The organism is Bradyrhizobium sp. CSA112, from assembly GCF_029051645.1.
Classification (GTDB): Bacteria; Pseudomonadota; Alphaproteobacteria; order Rhizobiales; family Xanthobacteraceae; genus Bradyrhizobium.
Genome location: NZ_JAACFS010000002.1, coordinates 404612 through 424099, shown reverse-complemented (window position 1 = coordinate 424099; position 19488 = coordinate 404612). Strand labels below are relative to the sequence as shown.

Genomic DNA, 19488 nt, shown 5'->3' with positions numbered 1-19488 from the left:
AAAAGCAGCGAACCGTCACGGTGAATTCAGTACAAATCAGGCGGCGGATCGGCCATGCTAGGCCAAACGACCAAGAAACGTGGGGCAGTCCGGATGAAATTCTCAAGGTCGGCTTTGACCGTTCTGGCGGCAATGGTCGCGAGCCCAGCGTGGGCGCAGATGCCGGAGGATCTGGCCTGGAAGCTCCTGGAACTCGGCCGCGTCATCGATCCACCCAAGACGGTGGAGCTCTACGCGCCGCTGCAGGAAAAAGAGCCGTATCAGGGCGTCAAGGTCGAGCGGGACATCAAATACGGCCCTGCCGACCGCAACCTGCTCGATATCTTCGCACCGGATAACGTGACATCGGCCCGGCCGGTGCTGATCTTTGTTCACGGCGGCGCCTTCGTCGGCGGCAACAAGCGGACCACACCGACCAGCCCGTTCTACGACAACATCATGCTATGGGCGGCAAGGAACGGCTTCGTCGGCGTCAACGTCACCTATCGGCTCGCGCCACTGGCACCCTGGCCGGGGGGCACCGAGGATATCGCCGCCGCGGTCAAGTGGATCACCGACAAGATCGGCGAGCATGGCGGCAATCCGGCGCGCATCTACCTGATGGGACATTCCGCCGGCGCGGTTCACGTCGCGAACTATGTCTCGCATCCGGAATTCCACAAGGTGAAGGGTGGCGGCCTGGCCGGCGCGATCATGCTCTCGGGAGTTTACGACCTGACCGCGACACCGCTCGCCGATACCGGGCGCGCCTATTTCGGTGCCGATCCCGCGCGCTACGCCGAACGATCCTCACTGTCCGGTTTGGCAACAACGGATATCCCGCTGATGATGGCCGCCGCCGAACTGGACCCGGAAGGCTTCGTGCTGCAATTCGATCTCGCGAAAGATGCAAGCTGCAAACGCGCCGCCGGATGCGCACGCGCTATCCTGCTGCCGCAACACAGTCACATGTCGGAGGTGTATTCGATCAACACCGCCGACACCCGGCTGACCGATCAGATCCTGGATTTCGTGAAGACAGGGAAATAGCCGGTCGCTCGGCCGCGCGCGAGGAGCTGTCAACACGCGGAGCGGTCGCCTCAATTGGCCGCCCGCTCGCACTGTGCCGGGGCGCCCCAGGCGCTACTTGCACTGTGCGACGCTTCTCACCGCGGTCAAATCACTGCTGGAATTGTTGGAGGGACGCTTTTTGGCGGCCTCCTCCGCTGCGGCGCAGGCCGCCGCCGCATCTCCGTTCTGGAACCTGGCCCAGGCAAGATTGGTCCAGGCATCGCCGAAGTCGGGGGCCTCCTTGACCGCCAGGTCCAGCACCGCCTGGGCATCGCGCGGCCGCTTGGCGATCAAGAGCAGGCGGCCATAGTCGGCCTTGAGCGCCTTCACCGGATTAGGCTGCTTGAGCGCGATCCTGAACAGTTCGTCGGCGGCATCCAGATCATTGAAGCGAGCTTGAGCGATCACCGCAAAACCATGATAGACGCTGCTCTGTTCAGGTGAAACGAGAAACGCCTGATTGAATCGAAGCGCGGCTTCCCGCACCTTGCCGCCCTGTATCGCCATCCACGCACGTTTGGTCGTTTCCTCGAACGCCTTTTCGCGCGACCCGGTGGCCCCGATGATGGCGCTTACAAACTTCTCATCCCCGGCCTTCTGCTCCGCACTCTTGGCCGCAAATCCGAAGAACGGCTGCTCGTTGGCCGGCGCAATATAGGTCCGCTTCGTCACTTGCACGCCCGGCGCAACCTCGACCGTCTCGGCGGCTGCAGGCAGCGGCGACGCCAGCATCACCACGCAGGCGACAGCCCGAATGGTCTGTTTGAGAAAGGTACCTAAACGTCTCATTCGCGATGGCCTCGTTCCTTGCGCAGCTTCGCCCAGTAATCCAGCCGCTTGCGGATTTCGCGCTCGAACCCGCGGTCCGGCGGATCATAGAAGGTCTGCCGCCCCAGCGCTTCCGGAAAATAGTCCTGCCCGGAGAAGGCGTCGGGCGCATCGTGGTCGTATGCGTAACCCGAGCCATAACCTTCCGACTTCATCAGCTTGGTCGGCGAGTTGAGAATATGCTTTGGCGGCAATAGCGAGCCGCCCTCTTTCGCCGTACGCATCGCAGCACCGAAGGCCGTGTAGGCGGCGTTCGATTTCGGCGCGGTGGCGAGATAGATCACGGCCTGCGCGATCGCGAGTTCGCCCTCGGGAGACCCAAGAAAATCGAAGGCATCCTTGGCGGCATTGCAGATCACCAGCGCCTGCGGATCGGCAAGGCCGATATCCTCCACCGCCATTCGCACCACGCGCCGCGCCAGGAACAGCGGATCCTCGCCGGCGTCCAGCATGCGCGCGAGGTAATACAGCGCCGCATCGGGATCGGAGCCGCGCACCGATTTATGCAGCGCCGAAATCAGGTTGTAATGGCCGTCGGCGGACTTGTCGTAGATCGGCGCGCGTCGTTGCAGGATCTCCTGCAATTGTGCGGCATTGAAGATTTCGTCCTTGCGCGCGGCCCGCCAGACCTCTTCGGCCAAGGTCAGCGCCGCGCGGCCGTCGCCATCGGCCATCCGCACCAGCACGGCGCGCGCCTCCGCATCGAGCGGCAGCCTCCTCCCCTCGACCTTCTCGGCATGCACGAAGAGTTTTTCGATCGCGGCAGCATCGAGCGAATGAAACACCAGCACGCGCGCCCGCGACAGAAGCGCGGCGTTGAGCTCGAACGACGGATTTTCCGTGGTGGCGCCGACCAGCACCACGGTGCCGTCTTCCATCACGGGCAGAAACGAATCCTGCTGCGCACGGTTGAAACGATGCACCTCGTCGACGAACAACAGCGTGCCCTTGCCCATTTCGCGCCGGGCGCGCGCCGCGTCGAACACCTTCTTCAGGTCGGCGACGCCGGAAAACACCGCGGAAATCTGCTCGAAATGCAGTTCGGTGGCGTCAGCCAACAGCCGCGCCACCGTGGTCTTGCCGGTACCGGGCGGCCCCCAAAACACCAGCGAGCCCAGCGTGCGCGTCTCCAGCATGCGCGTCAGCGCGCCGTCGGCACCGAGGATATGATCCTGCCCGACGACGTCGGAAAGCGAACGCGGGCGCAGCCTGTCCGGCAGCGGATGCGGCGCATCCTGCTCCATCCCCGCCGCAGCGAAGAGGTTGGCTACCTCGCGTGGTCGCTTCGGACTCATCCGCCCAGCGTCACGTTGATCTGCTGGCCGCCGCGCACCACGACGATGCGCCAGAGCCTGGAAGCGGCCTTCGAAGCCTTGTCGAGGTCGCTGGTCTTGCTGATCTTCTGGCTGTTGACCGCGAGGATGATGTCGCCCTTCTGGAAGCCCACGCTTGCCGCGGTGCCGCCGTCGGCGAGGTCGATCACCACGACGCCCTCGGTCTGGGAATCCAGATGCAGTTCGTCGGCAATCGCCGGCGAAATATTGGCGACCTTGGCGCCCTGGAACGGCGATCGCGCAGTGAGCACGATTTCATCGCGGTTGGTATCGGGCGCGGTCTCCAGCGGGACCGTCAGCTTGACGGTCTTGCCGGCGCGCTGCACGTCGATCTGCGCAGCGCCGCCGAGCTGCCTTGTAGCGAAGCGGTAGTCGAACGCGTTAGGCTCGTCGATCGTCTGCCCTTCGATCGCTACAATCAGATCCGAAGGCTTCAGCCCGGCGCGCGCCGCCGGACTGTTCGGCGCGACGTTGGCGACCAAGGCGCCGTTCGGCAGTTTCAGCCCCAGCGTCTCGGCGATCTCAGGCGTCACCGCCTGCAGCTTTGCACCCAGCCACGGCCGCTTGACGGCCTTGCCACCGCTCTTGGCGGACGCCACGACCACGCGCACCATGTTGGCCGGGATCGCAAAGCCGATGCCCTGCGAGCCGCCGGAGCGCGAGAAGATTGCGGTGTTGATACCGACGAGCTTGCCGGTCATGTCGACCAGCGCACCTCCGGAATTGCCGGGATTGATCGCCGCATCGGTCTGGATGAAAAACTGGTAGTCGGTGACGCCGACCTTGGTGCGGGCCAGCGCCGAGACGATGCCGTGGGTCACGGTCTGGCCAACGCCGAATGGGTTGCCGATCGCGAGCACGACGTCGCCGACCAGCAGTTCATCGGAATTGGCGAAGTCGAGGGTTGCGAATTTCTCTCGTCCGTCCTTCACGCGCAGTACGGCCAGATCCGTGCGGCTGTCCTTCAGCACGATCTCGGCCTCGAACTCGCGCTTGTCGGCGAGCGAAATCTTGACCTGATCGGCGCCCTCGATGACGTGGTTGTTGGTGACCACGAGCCCCGAGGCATCGACCATTACACCTGATCCGAGCGAACGCTGCATCTGCTCGGGCTGCTGCCCGGGCACGCCAAAGAAACGACGAAAAATCGGATCGTCCAGCAGCGGGTTCCGGGTTTGCACGGTTTTGCCGGCATAGACGTTCACCACCGCCGGCTGCGCGCGCTGCACGATCGGCGCGTAGGACAGCCGCAGTTCGGCGCCCGAGGACGGCACGCGCCGGTCCTGCGCCAGCGCTGGTGTTGCCATGACTGCCGCAGCCAGCAGCAGCGCGAAGGATCGGATCAAATTCATGCGAAAATCCCGGAATTCAGCGCCCCACATATAGATGCGAGGCGGCAACGAGAGAAGATAAAGCGGCATACAATACCGGCAGCTACGCCGCGCGATCGGGCACTTTGGCGGCGTCCGGCGCCGGCGCACAGGATAGCCGCTCCTGATGGCCCTCGCCCCACGCCCGCAACGTCTCGATGACAGGACGCAGGCTCTCGCCGATCTCCGACAGCGTATACTCGACCCGCGGCGGCACCTCGGCATAGACCTTGCGAACCACGAGCTTGTCGTCCTCGAGCGCCCGAAGCTGCTTGGTCAGCATGCGCTGGGTAATCCCGGGCATCCGCCGCCGCAACTCCCCGAAGCGCTGGGTGCCGGCCTGCAGATGAAACAGGATCACCCCTTTCCACTTGCCGTCGATCAGATCGAGCGTGGCTTCAACCGCGCAGCCCGGCCGACGGGCAAAATCTCGCCGTTTCATGAGTTTTCCTGGGGGTTTTCCCAATAGTATCCAAACAGGGACTAGTTCCCCATATTTACAGTACTTGCCAAGTGGATGCCAGCGCGACAGTTAGGCGGCGAAAGCGTTTTCAAGCGAAGTGGAGCCGGTTCGCGTGAAGAAAACGCGTCAGAAATAGAGACCTTTTCAAACGACGCAGGAGGCACTGACATGAAAGCTGTCGGGTACAAAAAATCGCTCCCCATCGAGGACGCGCAATCGCTGATCGATTTCGAGGCCGCCAAACCGGAACCGAAGGGCCGCGACATCAGAGTCGCCGTCGAGGCGATCTCCGCCAACCCGGTCGATTACAAGGTCCGCAAGCGCGCCGCCCCGCCCGAGGGCGAGACCAAGATCCTGGGCTATGACGCCGCAGGAATCGTCGATGCCGTCGGCCCCGACGTGACCCTGTTCAAGCCGGGCGACGAAGTGTTTTACGCGGGCTCGATCCTGCGCCAGGGCACGAATGCGGAATTTCACCTGGTCGACGAGCGGATCGTCGGCAAGAAGCCGAAATCGCTGTCGTTCGCACAGGCCGCCGCACTGCCGCTGACCTCGATCACCGCCTGGGAATTGTTGTTCGACCGGCTCGGCGCCGTGCCGGGCAAGAGCCTCGATCCGCGCACCCTGCTGATTACCGGCGGCGCCGGTGGCGTCGGCTCGATCCTGATCCAGCTTGCGCGCCGCCTCACTGGCCTGACGGTGGTCGCCACCGCCACACGGCCGGAGTCGCAAAAATGGTGCCTCGACCTCGGCGCGCACGCCGTGATCGATCATTCCAAACCGATGAAGGAGCAGATCGAGCAGCTAAAGGCGCCGCCGGTGGCGCTGGTCGCGAGCCTTACCTTCACCGACCAGCATTACAAGGCGATCGCCGACTTCATCGCCCCGCAAGGCAAGTTCGGCCTGATCGATGATCCCCCGGAATTCACCGTTAGTGCATTCAAGGGCAAGGCGGTTTCGATCCATTGGGAGTCGATGTTCACTCGCTCGTCATTCCAGACGGCGGACATGATCGCCCAGCACCATCTGCTCAACGATGTGGCAGACCTCCTCGACAAGGGCGTGCTGCGCACCACGCTCGACCAAACTTTCGGCACCATCAACGCGGCCAATCTAAAGCGCGCCCATGCGCTTTTGGAAAGCGGCAAGTCGCGCGGCAAGATCGTGCTGGAGGGGTGGTAGCGGCCCAATAAACAGGGTTGATCGGAAAGTCGATTCAAGGGACCCTGTCCCATCGATCCGGGATGGCTGTCGCCGAAACCCCCGGCGCGAATTGCCGGGGCACACGGAAGACAGGAGACCTGTTTCGATATGATCCGGATGTTTTTGACGGCCGCGATAGCGTCGGCCTGCGTGGTAGGCTGCGCGTCGATCGCAGTAGCGCAAGCTGGCTACCCCGAAAAACCGCTGCAGTTGATCGTGCCCTTCCCGCCGGGCGGAGCCTCCGACGTCGTCGGGCGCATCATTGCCGGCGAGCTAGAGGCGCGTCTGGGCAAGCCCGTGATTGTGCTCAATCGCCCTGGCGGCGGCACCACAATCGCGGCCAAGGAGGCTGCCAACGCGGCTGCCGATGGATACACCCTGTTCGCCAGCTCGAATTCGACCTTTACCCTGCAGCATGCGGTGAAGGAGACCGTGCCATACGACAGCGCCAGGGATTTCGAGCCGATCGGCCAGACCGGCACCCTGGCCATGGTGCTGGTTACCCATCGCGACAATCCAATCAAGGACGTCGCGGCGCTGGTCGCTGCGGCCAAGGCTAATCCCGACAAGCTGTCGCTGGCTTCCTTTGGCGTGGCGACCATTTCGCATTTTGCCGGCGAGCTCTTCAAATCGAGTGCCGGGGTCAAGATGGTGCACCTGCCCTACAAGGGAAGCGCGCCCGCGATGAACGACCTGATGGGCAAGCATATCGAGTACCACGTCGACACCGTCATCGCGATCAGGCCGCTGCTCGAATCCGGCACGGTTCGTCCGCTGGCGGTGTTCTCGGCTAAACGCTCGCCGTTCCTTCCCGACGTTCCGACACTCGCCGAACTCGGCTACCCCAATATCGACCTTGTCTCATGGGGTACCGTGGTGGCGCCCAAGAAAATCCCCCCGGCCATTCGCGACCGGCTGGCCTCGGTGCTGGAAGAGGCGATCGCAAGCCCCCAGGTGATCGAACGCTTCCAGAAAGTCGGGTACGAAGCTGGCTTCAAGCGCTATTCGGACTGGCCGGGATTCATCGCCAGGGAAACCGCCGAGATGAAGGAACTGGCCCGCAAGGGCGGGATCAAGGAAGAGTAATCCTGACATGACCGAGCCGTGCGATCTGCCCGCGGTGACCGCCCGGGCGCTGATCGGCGAGCGCAAGCTTTCGCCGGTCGAGCTCATGGACAGTTGCATCCGGCGCATCGAGGAGATCGATCCCTCCGTCAATGCGATCATCGCGCGCTCGTTTGACAGCGCGCGCACGGCAGCACAGGAGAGCGAGGCCGCCGTCATGCGGGGCGACGCGCTTGGCCCGCTGCACGGACTTCCGCTCGGGGTCAAGGATCTGATTGACGCCAAGGGGCTACCGACGAGCTTCGGCAGCGTGCTGTTTGCTGACAACGTCGCAGCCGAGGATGAAGCTGTTGTCGCGATGCTCAAGCGCGCGGGCGCCATCGTCGTCGGCAAGACCAACGTCCCCGAATGGGGCGCGGGCGGTAACACCCGCAATGCGCTTCATGGTGCCACCGGCAACCCGTTCGACCCCGAGCGCTCCGCCGCCGGCTCGTCCGGCGGATCGGCGGTGGCACTCGCCACCGGCATGGTACCGCTGGCGACCGGTTCGGATACCGGGGGGTCGGTCAGGAACCCCGCCGCGTTTTGCGGGGTCGTCGGATTCCGCCCCTCGCCCGGGTTGATCGCCAGCAACAGCCGCAACATGGCCTGGCTGCAGATCTCACAGCTCGGGCCGATGGCAAGAAATGTATCGGACGCGTGTCTTATGCTTTCCTGCATGCTGGATCGCGACGCGCGCGATCCGCTGTCGGCCATCCTTCACGCCGGCGGAACGCCCGTGCGCGAGACCTATCGCGATCCGCCACGGACCGATCTCGCCACCTTGCGCATCGCGGCGACATGCGATTTCGGATTTGCCCCGACGGAGCGCGCGATCGCCGAGACGTTCAAGAAGAAGCTCGCGACGTTCGGATCGGCATTCCGCAGCCTCGAATGGACCCATCCTGATTGCAGCCACGCTGACGAGGTGTTCCGGATCCTGCGCGCTGTCGCATTTCTGGGCCGGCACCGGGAGCTTGCGGAGAAATATCCCGACAAGGTGGGTCCCAATATCAGCGACAACGTCGCCGAGGGACTTGGCTATTCCGCCCTCGACGTGGCGCGTGCGCTCTCGCTGCAGACCGCGCTTTACCGAAGCTGGCAGACATTCTTCGGCGAGCATGATTTTGTCATTGCGCCGACGGTCACGATCAGCCCGCGGCCCTGGTCGGAGCTCTACCCGGCCGCTATCGATGGCACGCCGACCAAAAGCTATTTTCACTGGCTGGCGTTGGCCTATGCCGTGACCAATGCCGGACACCCGGCGGTGGCGATACCGGCCGGTCGCGACGGTGCCGGATTGCCGTTCGGCATCCAGATCATCGGCCCGCGAGGCGGCGATGTCGCGACGCTTTCGGTTGCCCGCGAAATCGAGGCGCTGCTTGGCGCCAATCCGGAGACGGCCCGTCCGATGCCGGATCTCGCCTGGCTGCGCCGCCAGCCGCCGATGTCCGGCCGGCCCGGCTTTCTGGATTTCGATTGATCCGGCTCCATTCGAAGCCGTCGCCTGAACGTTCGTTCATCAAAGTTAAATCTGACGCCAGGGCGGTCTTGAAGCCGGCACTTGGGCAACGAACTTCACTCGAATGTGTTTAGCAAGTGTCCGTTTTTGCGAAAGAGCGAACTTCGCTCGAATGTAAAGTATTGGGCGTCTGAATTACGGAAAGGAGTTATCCATGAGGAAAGCACCTTTGGCTTTGGCCGCAGCGGCGGTCCTGGGCTTGACGGCGGTAACCGCACCGTCGCCGGCGGAAGCCCACTGGCGCGGCGGGGGATTTTTCCCGGCCGTGGCTGGCGGACTGATCGCGGGCGCCGTAATTGGCGGACTGGCCTCGAGCGCCTACGCCTATGGTCCGGGTTACGGATATTATGGCTACCCGCGCTATTATGGCGGGTATGCGCCGGCTTACTATGGCGGATATTACGACGAGCCTTATTACCCTGTCGTTCGCTACCGTCGCGTGGTTCGCCCGGCATTCGCCTACTATGGCGGTCCGCGATTCTATGGTCCGCGGTTTTACCATCGCCGCCACTGGCATCATTGGTGATGCATCAAGTCGAAAGGGCCGCCAACAAGGCGGCCCTTTTTATGAAGGGCGTCAATCGATTGTTCAATCGATCTCATGCACCACGGTGCGTGTGGCGGGATCGACCAGCATCACGCGGTTGTTCGAGTAGACGTAGCGATACTTCGTTACTGTCGGGCCCCAATCCGAAGGCACCGGCTCGAGTTCGACTTCTGTCGGCACTCTGGCGCCAACCACGATCCTTTCCCGTGTTTCCACCGGACGGATCTTGTGCTTGGTCACATAGCTCTTGATCTTGGTGCGATATTCCGGCTCGATCCGGATCGTCGCGCCCGCAACTCCGGTCGTGGTTTCGGTTTCAACGGTGGTTTGGGCGCTGGCCATCGTCGCAACCAGCGACGCGGCGGCCGCAATCATGAACAGCTTCTTCATCTTGTTCCTCCTCTAACCGCATCAGCGCGGCTGCGGGAAAAACAGATTCTTCGCCCTCTTGTTCCGAGAAGAATGCCGCACCGCAAGGCGTTGAATGCGCAAAGCTATTGCCTGACGCGCCGCTTTCAGCGCGACATCGCACTGCAGCTCAAGTTGGCGCGACGCCCTCAACGAAAATCAGTCGTCGATTCAGCGCTGTCTGCCGCACCTTCAGAGCCTCCGCGTATTCCGACGAGCCGTACCACTCGCGCAAACGCTCCATCGTTGGAAATTCGACGACAATGATGGTTTTCGGTGGTGGGCCGCCTTCGATCAAATTTGCGACGCCGCGGCGGACTAAATAGCGCCCGCCATACTGCGCGATCGTCTTCGCGGCGATGATGCGATAAGCCTCGAAACCCGCCGCATCGCGCATCTCAACTTCGGAAATAACATAGGCCGACATCGCAAACCTCCGACCACAATTGATCACCGTATTTCGACGATCTCTGCTTCACCTCCGGCGACGACGCCGACATCGCCGACACCCTTGCCGAACAGCGCGCGCGCCAGCGGCGACGCGTGCGAGATTGTCCCACGTGCGGGGTCGGCCTCGTCTTCGCCGACGATCCGGAACGTCTGTCGCCGGTCATCGTCGCGCACGATGGTGACGGTGTGGCCGAGCCGCACGACCGAATTGTCCGTTGGCTCCGGAATCACCGTCGCTGTGGCGCGGCGCGCACTCCAATAGCGGAGGTCGCGGCGGGCGCTGGTCAGGGCTGCCCGGTCGCCAGCGGATTGCGCTGCGGCATGGGCGGCCTCGGCCGCGGCCAACGCTTGTTCGATCTGGTGGAGACCCCCAGGCGTCACGTCATTCGGAAGATCGGAGATCGGCCGATCAGGCAGATCTTCGACGTCCTGTGTTTCTTTGACGAATGCTCTGCTCATACCTGTCAACGTCTACGGGCTCCGACGGTTCCTATGAAGCCGCAGGGGTAACCAGGCCGCGGGTGCGTCGGCCAATAAAAGTGCGCTTGATAGACTCTGCGAGCCTCCCGTCAGACGAGGCGATGAAAATCCGGCTCTGGAGGCAACCCCCATCGGGGTCAGACCCGGACGCCGCCGCAGACAAGGTTTGTTAGCGACCCGTCGCTCGGTACGCCCAGTGTGGTAATATTCGTCGTTACGGTCCCTATGTTCGTGCAAACGTCTTAACGGGCAGGTTGGCCATGATCGACCACATCACCATTGCTGTAAGCGATCTCCAAAGAAGCAAGCACTTCTATGAAAAGTCGTTCGCTCCTTTAGGGTACAGTATTTCATTTGGTAAAGAAGGGATCTTCTGGGCGTTTGATATTGGTGATGGGTTGTTCGAAATAAGTTCGGCAATGGCAGAACGCCCTCCTCCGTATACGCGCGTGCATGTGGCTTTTCGGGCAAAGAGTAAGGAAGAGGTCGTCGGATTTTATCGAGCTGCGCTTGACGCAGGCGCACAGGATAATGGTCCACCTGGGCCTCGCCCCGCCTACAGCGAGGATTACTACGCGTGCTTCGTCTTAGATCCTGACGGATACAACATCGAAGTCATGATCAACGCGCCGACCGGTAGTGCTCCGTAGTTAAAGGGCATTCTAGGGCGAGCGATGCGATTGGGGAGCGGCGCTTACCGGCTGGGAACTATCGAGAACGAGAATGATGCTCCCGCGATCGTCACACCGCATTGGATCGGTTTGGAAGATCGTATGCGTTTTGAACACCAAATAAAAAAAGCGGCGCTGGAAGCGCCGCTTTTGAAACTTGCGATTTTGAAAGACTTACGCCGCTTCGGCGGACTTTTCCTGCACCGGGCCGGAATCCAGGCCCTTGGCGTCGACGTCGCGGTCGACGAACTCGATCACCGCCATCGGCGCGTTGTCGCCGTAGCGGAAGCCGGCCTTGATGATGCGGGTGTAGCCGCCCTGGCGGTCCTTGTAGCGGGGCGCCAGCGTATCGAACAGCTTGCGGACCTGATCCTTGTCGCGCATCTCGGAGATCGCCTGGCGGCGCATGGCGAGCCCACCCTTCTTGCCGAGGGTGATCAGCTTCTCGACGATCGGGCGCAATTCCTTGGCCTTCGGCAGCGTGGTGACGATCTGCTCGTGCTTGATCAGCGCGGCGCACATGTTGGCGAACATCGCGCGGCGATGCTCGGCGGTGCGGTTGAGCTTACGATGAACCTTGCCGTGACGCATTGATCTATTCCTTGATTTGTCTTCGTCGCGACGGTTCGTCGGACTTGCTGCTCAGGTGGGCTGCCTGCGTTCGCCCGTTAAAAAGCGCGATGAAACATCATCGCGCTTTGACTTATTGTTCGATCAGTAGTGATCTTCGAAGCGCTTGGCGAGCTCGTCGATATTCTCCGGCGGCCAGCCCGGCACTTCCATGCCGAGATGCAGACCCATCTGGGCCAGCACTTCCTTGATCTCGTTCAGCGACTTGCGGCCGAAGTTCGGGGTGCGGAGCATTTCCGCTTCCGACTTCTGCACGAGGTCGCCGATATAGACGATGTTGTCGTTCTTCAGGCAGTTTGCCGAACGCACCGACAGTTCGAGCTCGTCGACCTTCTTGAGAAACGCCGGGTTGAAGGCGAGATCGGGGATGATCTCCTGCGCCACTTCCTTGCGCGGCTCTTCGAAGTTCACGAACACGTTGAGCTGATCCTGCAGGATGCGGGCGGCATAGGCCACCGCGTCTTCCGGCGAGATCGCGCCGTTGGTCTCGATCGTCATGGTCAGCTTGTCGTAGTCGAGGATTTGGCCCTCGCGGGTGTTCTCGACCTTGTAGGAGACCTTGCGCACGGGCGAGAACAGGCTGTCGACCGGGATCAGGCCGATCGGCGCGTCCTCGGGGCGGTTACGCTCGGCGGCGACATAGCCCTTGCCGGCGGCGACCGTGAACTCCATGCGGATTTCCGCGCCCTCGTCCAGCGTGCAGATCTGCAGATCGGGATTGAGCACCACGATGTCGCCGACGGTCTGGATGTCGCCGGCGGTGACAACGCCCGGACCCGACTTCTTCACGACCATGCGCTTGGGGCCTTCGCCCTGCATCTTGATCGAGATGTCCTTGATGTTGAGCACGATGTCGGTGACGTCCTCGCGAACGCCAGCGATCGAGGAGAACTCGTGCAGCACGCCGTCAATGTGCACCGATTGCACGGCCGCGCCCTGCAGCGACGACAACAGGATACGGCGCAGCGCATTACCGAGCGTCTGACCGAAGCCGCGCTCGAGTGGCTCGGCAACGACGGTCGCAAACCGGGTCGCGTCGGAGCCCGGCGTTACCTGCAACTTGTTCGGTCGAATGAGTTCTTGCCAATTTTTCTGGATCGTCACTTTGTCACCCATGGGCCAGTCAATCTGCCTTCAAATCACCGGCGTTGGAGATCGCGGATCAGTCCGCGGAAAATTCCAAAAGCAATCGCGGGCGGCAAAACCGCCCGCAATCGAACATCAGACCCGCCGGCGCTTGCGCGGACGGCAACCATTGTGCGGGATCGTCGTCACGTCGCGGATCGACGTCACAGTGAAGCCCGCCGCCTGCAGCGCACGAAGCGCCGATTCGCGGCCCGAACCGGGGCCGGCAACTTCCACTTCCAGCGTACGCATGCCGTGTTCCTGCGCCTTCTTGGAAACGTCTTCGGCCGCGACCTGCGCGGCATAGGGGGTCGACTTGCGCGAGCCCTTGAAGCCCATCGTGCCGGCCGAGGACCAGGCGATCGTGTTGCCCTGCGCGTCGGTGATGGTGATGGTCGTGTTGTTGAAGGACGAATTCACGTGCGCGATGCCGGAGGCGATGTTCTTGCGTTCGCGGCGGCGTACGCGGGTGGCTTCCTTGCCCATTACCTAAAAACCTTTCCTGTGATCTCAGACGCCGCCGTAGTGCCAGCGGCTACACCTAAAAAAGCGAGTGGCGAATAGCGAATAGTAAGGCTCGACCCCTATTCGCCATTCGCTATTTCGTATTCGCCAACCTTACTTCTTCTTGCCAGCGATCGACTTGGCCGGGCCCTTGCGCGTGCGCGCATTGGTGTGGGTGCGCTGGCCGCGCACCGGCAGGCCGCGACGATGACGCAGGCCGCGATAGCAGCCGAGGTCCATCAGACGCTTGATGTTGATGCCGGTCTCGCGACGAAGGTCGCCTTCGACGAGATAGTCACGGTCGATCACTTCGCGGATCTGCAGGACTTCCTGGTCGCTCAGCTGGCTGACACGACGATCCAGGGGGATCTTGACCTTTTCAACGATCTCGGCCGCATTCTTCTGGCCGATGCCATGGATGTACTGGAGCGCAATCAGAACGCGCTTGTTGGTCGGGATATTCACGCCGGCAATACGGGCCACGGACTTCTCTCCTGTCGCCGATCCTTCATGGAAACGGCCTTAAGTTCTTGCTATCTCGGGCAGGTGTCCGCAAACGCGAACACGACGCCCTTCCCCTCATCTGCTTCGGGGCCCGGCGTCGTCAAAAAACTATCCGACTTGGATGCGGGGCTTATTAAAGGATTCAACTCGGTTTCGTCAACCGCCTCTACCGTTTAGCTCGCTTTTTCGTGACCTTTTTGGCAGCCTTCCGGACAGCCTTTTTTGTCGCCTTTTTGGCCGTCCCGGCTCCCCGGCCCCTGACCGGCGAAGCGGCCTTCCGGCCCGCCGTCTTGCCCACCTTTTTGGCCCCCTTGGAAGCCTTAGAGGCGGGTTTGGCGGCCTTACGCGCCTGCTTGACGGCCTTCTTGGCGGTTTTGGCAGCCTTTTTGCCCGCGGGCCTGGCGGTCCTCCTGGCGGCTCCCCTGGCCTTCCGGGCCGGTACCGCCCTGGGTTCCACCGCGCCGACGGCAGCCAGGATCCGGTTAATCTCGCGGGTAACCTGTTCGATGGTCATCATCCCGTCGACCGTCGCCAGCTTCCGCCGCTCCGAATAATAGTGGATCAGCGGCTCGGTCATCGAGCGGTAGCTCGCCAGCCGCTTCGACAGCACTTCCGGAGTGTCGTCGATTCGCACTTCCTCGCCGCGGGCCTGCATCTCGGCGACGCGCGTCTCGACGCGGTTCAGAAGCGCGCTCTCGTTGACGCGCAATTCGATCACGGCGTCGAGCTTGATGTGCTTCTTCTTCAGGAGATCGTCGAGCGCCGCCGCCTGCGGCACCGTGCGCGGAAAGCCGTCGAGGATGAAACCGTTCTTCATGTCGGGCTGGTCGAGACGGTCGGAGATGATCCCGATCACGATCTCATCCGGCACCAGGGAGCCGCTGGCCATGATGTCCTTGGCCTGCAGGCCGACCGGCGTTTGCGCGGCGACCGCCGCACGCAGCATTTCGCCGGTCGAGAGCTGGACGATGCCGTACTTCTGAACCAGCCGCTGTGCCTGGGTCCCCTTGCCCGCGCCCGGCGGACCCAAAAGGATCAATCTCATGACTATTCGCCCCCCGGCTTGGTGAGCGAAACCCCGCGCACCCTGTATTGAATTTCAGAGTCCGCCGATCAGCGGCGGCGACCCCTCAGCTTGGATTTCCTGATCAGCCCCTCATACTGATGGGCCAGGAGATAGCCCTGCACCTGCGCCACCGTATCCATGGTCACGCTGACGACGATCAGAAGCGATGTGCCGCCGAAGTAGAACGGCACCGACGCATAGGAAATCAGGATCTCGGGAATCAGACAGACGATCGCCAGATAGATCGCGCCGAGCACCGTAACGCGCGACAGCACGTAATCGATATATTCGGCGGTGCGCTCGCCCGGACGGATGCCCGGGATGAAGCCGCCATGCTTCTTCAGATTGTCGGCGGTCTCGGTCGGGTTGAACACGATCGCGGTGTAAAAGAAGGCGAAGAACACGATCAGGCTCAGGTAGAGGATCAGAAATAGCGGACGGCCGTGGCTGAGCTGGGTGTTGAGCCACTGGAACCATTCCGGGCCCTGGCCGGCATTGAAGTTCGCAACCGTCGCCGGCAGCAGCAACAGCGAGGAGGCAAAGATCGGCGGGATCACGCCCGAGGTGTTCAGCTTGAGCGGCAGATGCGAGGACTGGCCCTCGAACATCTTGTTGCCGACCTGTCGCTTCGGATACTGGATCAAAAGCCGCCGCTGCGCGCGCTCCATGAACACGATGAAGGCGATCACGACGATCGCCATCGCGATCACCAGCAGGATCAGCCCGGTCGAGAGCGCGCCCTGGCGTCCCAGTTCCAGCATGTTGGCGAGAGCAGACGGCAGCTCGGCAACGATGCCGGCCAGAATGATCAGCGAAATACCGTTGCCAATGCCGCGCGAGGTGATCTGCTCGCCGAGCCACATCAGGAACATGGTGCCGCCGGTCAGCGTGACCGTGGTGGAAATCAGGAAGAACAGCCCGGGTTCACTGACGACGTTACCGGCGCCCTGGAGGCCGACGGCGATGCCGTAGGCCTGGAACGTGGCGAGGATCACCGTGAGGTAGCGGGTATACTGGTTCAGCGTCTTGCGGCCAGCCTCGCCTTCCTTCTTCAGCGCTTCGAGCTTGGGCGATACGGTGGTCAAGAGCTGGATGATGATCGATGCCGAGATGTACGGCATGATGTTCAGCGCGAAGATCGCCATGCGGTTGATGCCGCCGCCGGCGAACATGTTGAACATGCCGAGGATGCCGCCGGCCTGCGACTTGAACACCTGCTCCCAGGCCGCGGGATCGATGCCGGGCAGCGGGATATAGGTGCCGAGCCGATAAACAAGCAGCGCACCCAGCGTGAACCAGATGCGCTTCTTCAGTTCGTCGGCTTTCGCCAGTGCGCCGAAGTTGAGGTTTGCCGCAAGTTGTTCTGCTGCTGAGACCATGTTCAGGCTTTCTCCCGCCGTCCCTCAGGCCGTCGCCCCTGGCGGGGCGATCGGCAGACGCCGGACATTATTTGGTGCTCGGCTTCGATAAGTCCATCATCCTACCGTGCGGATCGCCCGCGATTGAGCGGGCGATGACGCAGATGTTACGCCGCCTCGCCTTCATCCTTCTTGGCCGGGGCCAGGATCTTCACCGTGCCGCCGGCCTTCTCGACCGCCGCGATCGCGGATTTCGAGGCGCCATGCACCTCGATCGCCAGCTTGGCCTTGAGCTCGCCGCGGCCGAGCAGCCGCAGGCCGTCCTTGGCGCGACGGATCACGCCGGCCTTCACCAGCGATTCGACGGTGACGGTTTCCTTGACGTCGACCAGCTTGGAATCGATCGCCTGCTGCAGCCGGTCGAGATTGATCTCGGCGAAGTCGAGCCGGAAGATGTTGTTGAAGCCGCGCTTCGGCAGGCGGCGATGCAGCGGCATCTGGCCGCCCTCGAAGCCCTTGATGCGCACGCCCGAACGCGCGGTCTGGCCCTTGCCGCCGCGGCCCGAGGTCTTGCCCTTGCCCGAACCGATGCCACGGCCGACGCGCATGCGCTTCTTGCGCGAGCCGGCGTTGTCGGCGATATCGCTGAGCTTCATCGCCCTGTCTCCTTACTTACTTCTCGCCGACGACGCGGACGAGATGTTGAACCTTGGCGATCATGCCGCGAATTGCAGGCGTGTCCTGCAGCTCAGTGACACGACCGATCTTGTTGAGCTTGAGGCCGATCAGCGTCGCACGCTGCGAGTGATGGCGGCGGATTGCGCTGCCGGTCTGCTCGACCTTGATCGTCTTTGCGGCCTTGGCCATCGTCTTAACTCCAAAGAGCGCTTAAAAATCGCGCCGGTTATTCAGCCACCACTTCGGCATCGCCGCCGACGCGGCGCGACTGCAGCGTGGACACCTTGATGTTGCGGCGGGCGGCCACCGAACGCGGCGAATCCTGATGCTTCAGCGCATCGAAGGTCGCGCGAACCATGTTGTAGGGATTCGACGAGCCGATCGACTTCGCCACCACGTCCTGGATGCCGAGCGTTTCGAATACCGCGCGCATCGGGCCGCCGGCGATGATGCCGGTACCGGCCGGAGCGGCGCGCAGGTAGACGCGGCCGGCGCCATGGCGGCCGGCAATGTCGTGATGCAGCGTGCGGCCTTCGCGCAGCGCCACGCGCGTCAGGTTGCGCTTGGCCGACTCGGTCGCCTTGCGGATCGCCTCGGGAACTTCGCGCGCCTTGCCGTGGCCGAAACCGACCCGGCCCTTCTGGTCGCCGATCACGACCAGCGCCGCAAAGCCGAAGCGCTTGCCGCCCTTGACGACCTTCGCCACGCGATTGATGTGGACCAGCTTGTCGACGAACTCGCTGTCGCGCTCATCGCGATCCCTGCTCCGTTCGCGTCCGCCGCGTTCGCGTTCACCTGCCATGGTGTTTTCCAATCTTTAGGGGAAGAAAGCCCCTGTCCTCGTAATTATCCAAAACCGGTTCGTTAGAAGCTCAGTCCGCTTTCGCGGGCCGCATCCGCAAGCGCCTTGACGCGCCCGTGATACAGATACTGACCGCGATCGAACACCACTTCCTTGACGCCGTTCTGCACGGCGCGTTCCGCCAGCAGCTTGCCGACGGCCTTGGCCGCATCGATGTTGGCGCCCGTATTGCCGCCCTCGCGCATGGTCTTTTCCAGCGACGAGGCGGAAGCCAGCGTCTCGCCCTTCAGGTCGTCGATGACCTGGGCGTAGATGTGCTTCGACGAACGGAATACCGATAGACGCGGGCGTCCATTGGCGGACCGGCGCAGCGCGTTGCGCACGCGCTGCTTGCGCCGGGCATTCGTGACCTTGAGTGACATGACCGGCTCCGTTACTTCTTCTTGCCTTCCTTGCGGAAGATGAATTCGTTGGCGTACTTCACGCCCTTGCCCTTGTAGGGCTCCGGCGGACGGTAGGCGCGGATCTCGGCCGCGACCTGGCCGACGCGCTGCGAATCGGTGCCCGTGATCGTGATCTCGGTCGGCTTCGGCACTGCGATGGTGATGCCTTCCGGGATCGCGTAGACCACGTCGTGACTGTAGCCGAGCGCGAGCTGCAGGTTCTTGCCCTGCATCGCGGCGCGGTAGCCGACGCCGGTGATCTCGAGCTTCTTCTCGAAGCCCTTGGTGACGCCCTCGACCAGGTTCGCGACCTGCGCACGCGCGGTGCCGTACATGGCCTGCGCGCGGTTGGTCTTGAACTTCGGCGCGACCTTGACCTCACCGCTTTCGAACTTCACCTCGACGTCGTCATGCACGACGAACTGAAGCTGGCCCTTCGGCCCCTTCACCTTGACGGTCTGTCCCTCGACGGTCGCCGTCACACCGGACGGGATCGCCACAGGCCGTTTGCCAACACGTGACATGGCTCAAATCCTTCCTCAGAACACCGTGAAGAGAACTTCGCCGCCCACGTTCGCGTCGCGCGCTTCGTGGTCAGCCATGATTCCCTTCGGCGTCGACAACACCGAAATGCCGAGACCGTTGTTCACGCGCGGCAGGTTCTTCACCGAAGCGTAAACCCGGCGGCCCGGCTTGGAGACCCGCTCGATCTCGCGAATGACCGGCTCGCCGTCGAAATACTTCAGCTCAATCTCGAGCTCGCTGCGGCCCGAGGCGTGTTCGACGCTGGCGTAGCCACGGATGTAGCCCTCCGACTTCAGCACTTCGAGCACGCTGGCGCGCATTTTCGAGCCCGGGGTCGAGACCTTGGACTTGGAACGCATCTGCGCGTTGCGGATGCGGGTGATGAGATCGGAGATCGGATCGTGCGTTGACATCTTGACGACC

The 19488-nt window shown here is 62.6% G+C and carries 25 protein-coding genes; 6 read left to right on the top strand and 19 right to left on the bottom strand.

Going from position 1 to position 19488, the window contains the following annotated elements:
* Positions 1 to 93: 93 nt before the first annotated feature.
* Complete coding sequence (locus GWE18_RS07000) at positions 94 to 1029, top strand: alpha/beta hydrolase (RefSeq protein ID WP_275185031.1); 936 nt, start codon at positions 94 to 96, stop codon at positions 1027 to 1029.
* A gap of 93 nt (positions 1030 to 1122) precedes the next feature.
* Here GWE18_RS07000 and GWE18_RS06995 read toward each other — a convergent pair whose 3' ends face one another.
* The 4 genes from GWE18_RS06995 to GWE18_RS06980 all read right to left on the bottom strand — a co-directional run bounded on the left by GWE18_RS06995 (position 1123) and on the right by GWE18_RS06980 (position 5024).
* Positions 1123 to 1839 carry a hypothetical protein gene (locus GWE18_RS06995; protein ID WP_275185030.1) on the bottom strand — a complete coding sequence of 239 codons (717 nt, stop codon included), beginning with the start codon at positions 1837 to 1839 and terminating at the stop codon, positions 1123 to 1125.
* The gene (locus GWE18_RS06990) at positions 1836 to 3173 is read right to left on the bottom strand and encodes a replication-associated recombination protein A (RefSeq protein WP_275185029.1); all 1338 of its coding nucleotides are present in this window, start codon (positions 3171 to 3173) and stop codon (positions 1836 to 1838) included. The genes GWE18_RS06995 and GWE18_RS06990 overlap by 4 nt, the downstream gene beginning before the upstream one ends.
* Positions 3170 to 4564 (bottom strand): DegQ family serine endoprotease, encoded by a 1395-nt coding sequence (locus GWE18_RS06985; RefSeq protein ID WP_275185028.1) that lies wholly within the window; start codon positions 4562 to 4564, stop codon positions 3170 to 3172. Before GWE18_RS06985 ends, GWE18_RS06990 begins: the two co-directional genes overlap by 4 nt.
* An 82-nt stretch (positions 4565 to 4646) precedes the next feature.
* Positions 4647 to 5024: a helix-turn-helix domain-containing protein gene (locus GWE18_RS06980; RefSeq protein WP_275185027.1), complete on the bottom strand. Its 378-nt coding sequence runs from the start codon at positions 5022 to 5024 to the stop codon at positions 4647 to 4649.
* A gap of 189 nt (positions 5025 to 5213) precedes the next feature.
* Between GWE18_RS06980 and GWE18_RS06975 the strand changes: the two genes are divergently transcribed.
* The 4 genes from GWE18_RS06975 (at position 5214) to GWE18_RS06960 (ending at position 9400) form a co-directional block, all read left to right on the top strand.
* Positions 5214 to 6227 (top strand): zinc-binding alcohol dehydrogenase family protein, encoded by a 1014-nt coding sequence (locus GWE18_RS06975; RefSeq protein ID WP_275185026.1) that lies wholly within the window; start codon positions 5214 to 5216, stop codon positions 6225 to 6227.
* A gap of 129 nt (positions 6228 to 6356) precedes the next feature.
* Positions 6357 to 7334, top strand: a complete 978-nt coding sequence (locus tag GWE18_RS06970; RefSeq protein WP_275185025.1) for a tripartite tricarboxylate transporter substrate binding protein — start codon at positions 6357 to 6359, stop codon at positions 7332 to 7334.
* 7 nt (positions 7335 to 7341) lie between these two features.
* On the top strand, positions 7342 to 8835 hold the full coding sequence (locus GWE18_RS06965; protein WP_275185024.1) for an amidase family protein: 1494 nt from the start codon (positions 7342 to 7344) through the stop codon (positions 8833 to 8835).
* A 193-nt stretch (positions 8836 to 9028) separates the two neighbouring features.
* On the top strand, positions 9029 to 9400 hold the full coding sequence (locus GWE18_RS06960; RefSeq protein ID WP_275185023.1) for a hypothetical protein: 372 nt from the start codon (positions 9029 to 9031) through the stop codon (positions 9398 to 9400).
* A 63-nt stretch (positions 9401 to 9463) separates the two neighbouring features.
* Here the strand turns inward: GWE18_RS06960 and GWE18_RS06955 are convergent, their stop codons facing one another.
* The 3 genes from GWE18_RS06955 to greA all read right to left on the bottom strand — a co-directional run bounded on the left by GWE18_RS06955 (position 9464) and on the right by greA (position 10738).
* On the bottom strand, positions 9464 to 9811 hold the full coding sequence (locus GWE18_RS06955; protein WP_275185022.1) for a DUF1236 domain-containing protein: 348 nt from the start codon (positions 9809 to 9811) through the stop codon (positions 9464 to 9466).
* A 148-nt stretch (positions 9812 to 9959) separates the two neighbouring features.
* Complete coding sequence (locus tag GWE18_RS06950) at positions 9960 to 10256, bottom strand: DUF1330 domain-containing protein (RefSeq protein WP_275185021.1); 297 nt, start codon at positions 10254 to 10256, stop codon at positions 9960 to 9962.
* A 23-nt stretch (positions 10257 to 10279) separates the two neighbouring features.
* Complete coding sequence (gene greA, locus GWE18_RS06945) at positions 10280 to 10738, bottom strand: transcription elongation factor GreA (protein ID WP_275185020.1); 459 nt, start codon at positions 10736 to 10738, stop codon at positions 10280 to 10282.
* A 281-nt stretch (positions 10739 to 11019) separates the two neighbouring features.
* Between greA and GWE18_RS06940 the strand changes: the two genes are divergently transcribed.
* Positions 11020 to 11409, top strand: a complete 390-nt coding sequence (locus GWE18_RS06940; RefSeq protein WP_275185019.1) for a VOC family protein — start codon at positions 11020 to 11022, stop codon at positions 11407 to 11409.
* A 195-nt stretch (positions 11410 to 11604) separates the two neighbouring features.
* On the opposite strand, the gene rplQ is transcribed toward GWE18_RS06940, so the two are convergent.
* The 12 genes from rplQ to rpsH all read right to left on the bottom strand — a co-directional run bounded on the left by rplQ (position 11605) and on the right by rpsH (position 19478).
* Positions 11605 to 12021: a 50S ribosomal protein L17 gene (gene rplQ / locus GWE18_RS06935; RefSeq protein WP_275185018.1), complete on the bottom strand. Its 417-nt coding sequence runs from the start codon at positions 12019 to 12021 to the stop codon at positions 11605 to 11607.
* Between the two features lie 123 nt (positions 12022 to 12144).
* The gene (locus GWE18_RS06930) at positions 12145 to 13176 is read right to left on the bottom strand and encodes a DNA-directed RNA polymerase subunit alpha (RefSeq protein WP_275185017.1); all 1032 of its coding nucleotides are present in this window, start codon (positions 13174 to 13176) and stop codon (positions 12145 to 12147) included.
* A 105-nt stretch (positions 13177 to 13281) separates the two neighbouring features.
* Positions 13282 to 13671, bottom strand: coding sequence for a 30S ribosomal protein S11 (rpsK, locus tag GWE18_RS06925; protein ID WP_006021048.1), 390 nt, complete (start codon positions 13669 to 13671; stop codon positions 13282 to 13284).
* A 132-nt stretch (positions 13672 to 13803) separates the two neighbouring features.
* A complete protein-coding gene (gene rpsM / locus GWE18_RS06920; RefSeq protein WP_025588626.1) occupies positions 13804 to 14172 on the bottom strand; it encodes a 30S ribosomal protein S13 in 369 nt (122 codons plus the stop codon).
* Between the two features lie 187 nt (positions 14173 to 14359).
* Positions 14360 to 15238 (bottom strand): adenylate kinase, encoded by an 879-nt coding sequence (locus GWE18_RS06915; RefSeq protein ID WP_275185016.1) that lies wholly within the window; start codon positions 15236 to 15238, stop codon positions 14360 to 14362.
* 68 nt (positions 15239 to 15306) lie between these two features.
* Complete coding sequence (gene secY / locus GWE18_RS06910; protein ID WP_057849114.1) at positions 15307 to 16638, bottom strand: preprotein translocase subunit SecY; 1332 nt, start codon at positions 16636 to 16638, stop codon at positions 15307 to 15309.
* Positions 16639 to 16784: 146 nt separating this feature from the next.
* Positions 16785 to 17273 carry a 50S ribosomal protein L15 gene (rplO, locus tag GWE18_RS06905; protein ID WP_275185015.1) on the bottom strand — a complete coding sequence of 163 codons (489 nt, stop codon included), beginning with the start codon at positions 17271 to 17273 and terminating at the stop codon, positions 16785 to 16787.
* A 16-nt stretch (positions 17274 to 17289) separates the two neighbouring features.
* Positions 17290 to 17484: a 50S ribosomal protein L30 gene (gene rpmD / locus GWE18_RS06900; protein ID WP_057849116.1), complete on the bottom strand. Its 195-nt coding sequence runs from the start codon at positions 17482 to 17484 to the stop codon at positions 17290 to 17292.
* A gap of 37 nt (positions 17485 to 17521) precedes the next feature.
* Complete coding sequence (rpsE, locus tag GWE18_RS06895) at positions 17522 to 18097, bottom strand: 30S ribosomal protein S5 (protein ID WP_057902127.1); 576 nt, start codon at positions 18095 to 18097, stop codon at positions 17522 to 17524.
* Positions 18098 to 18159: 62 nt separating this feature from the next.
* Positions 18160 to 18519, bottom strand: a complete 360-nt coding sequence (gene rplR, locus GWE18_RS06890) for a 50S ribosomal protein L18 (protein ID WP_275185014.1) — start codon at positions 18517 to 18519, stop codon at positions 18160 to 18162.
* A gap of 11 nt (positions 18520 to 18530) precedes the next feature.
* Complete coding sequence (gene rplF, locus GWE18_RS06885; protein ID WP_057849118.1) at positions 18531 to 19064, bottom strand: 50S ribosomal protein L6; 534 nt, start codon at positions 19062 to 19064, stop codon at positions 18531 to 18533.
* Between the two features lie 15 nt (positions 19065 to 19079).
* Positions 19080 to 19478, bottom strand: coding sequence for a 30S ribosomal protein S8 (gene rpsH, locus GWE18_RS06880; protein ID WP_057849119.1), 399 nt, complete (start codon positions 19476 to 19478; stop codon positions 19080 to 19082).
* Positions 19479 to 19488 lie beyond the last annotated feature (10 nt).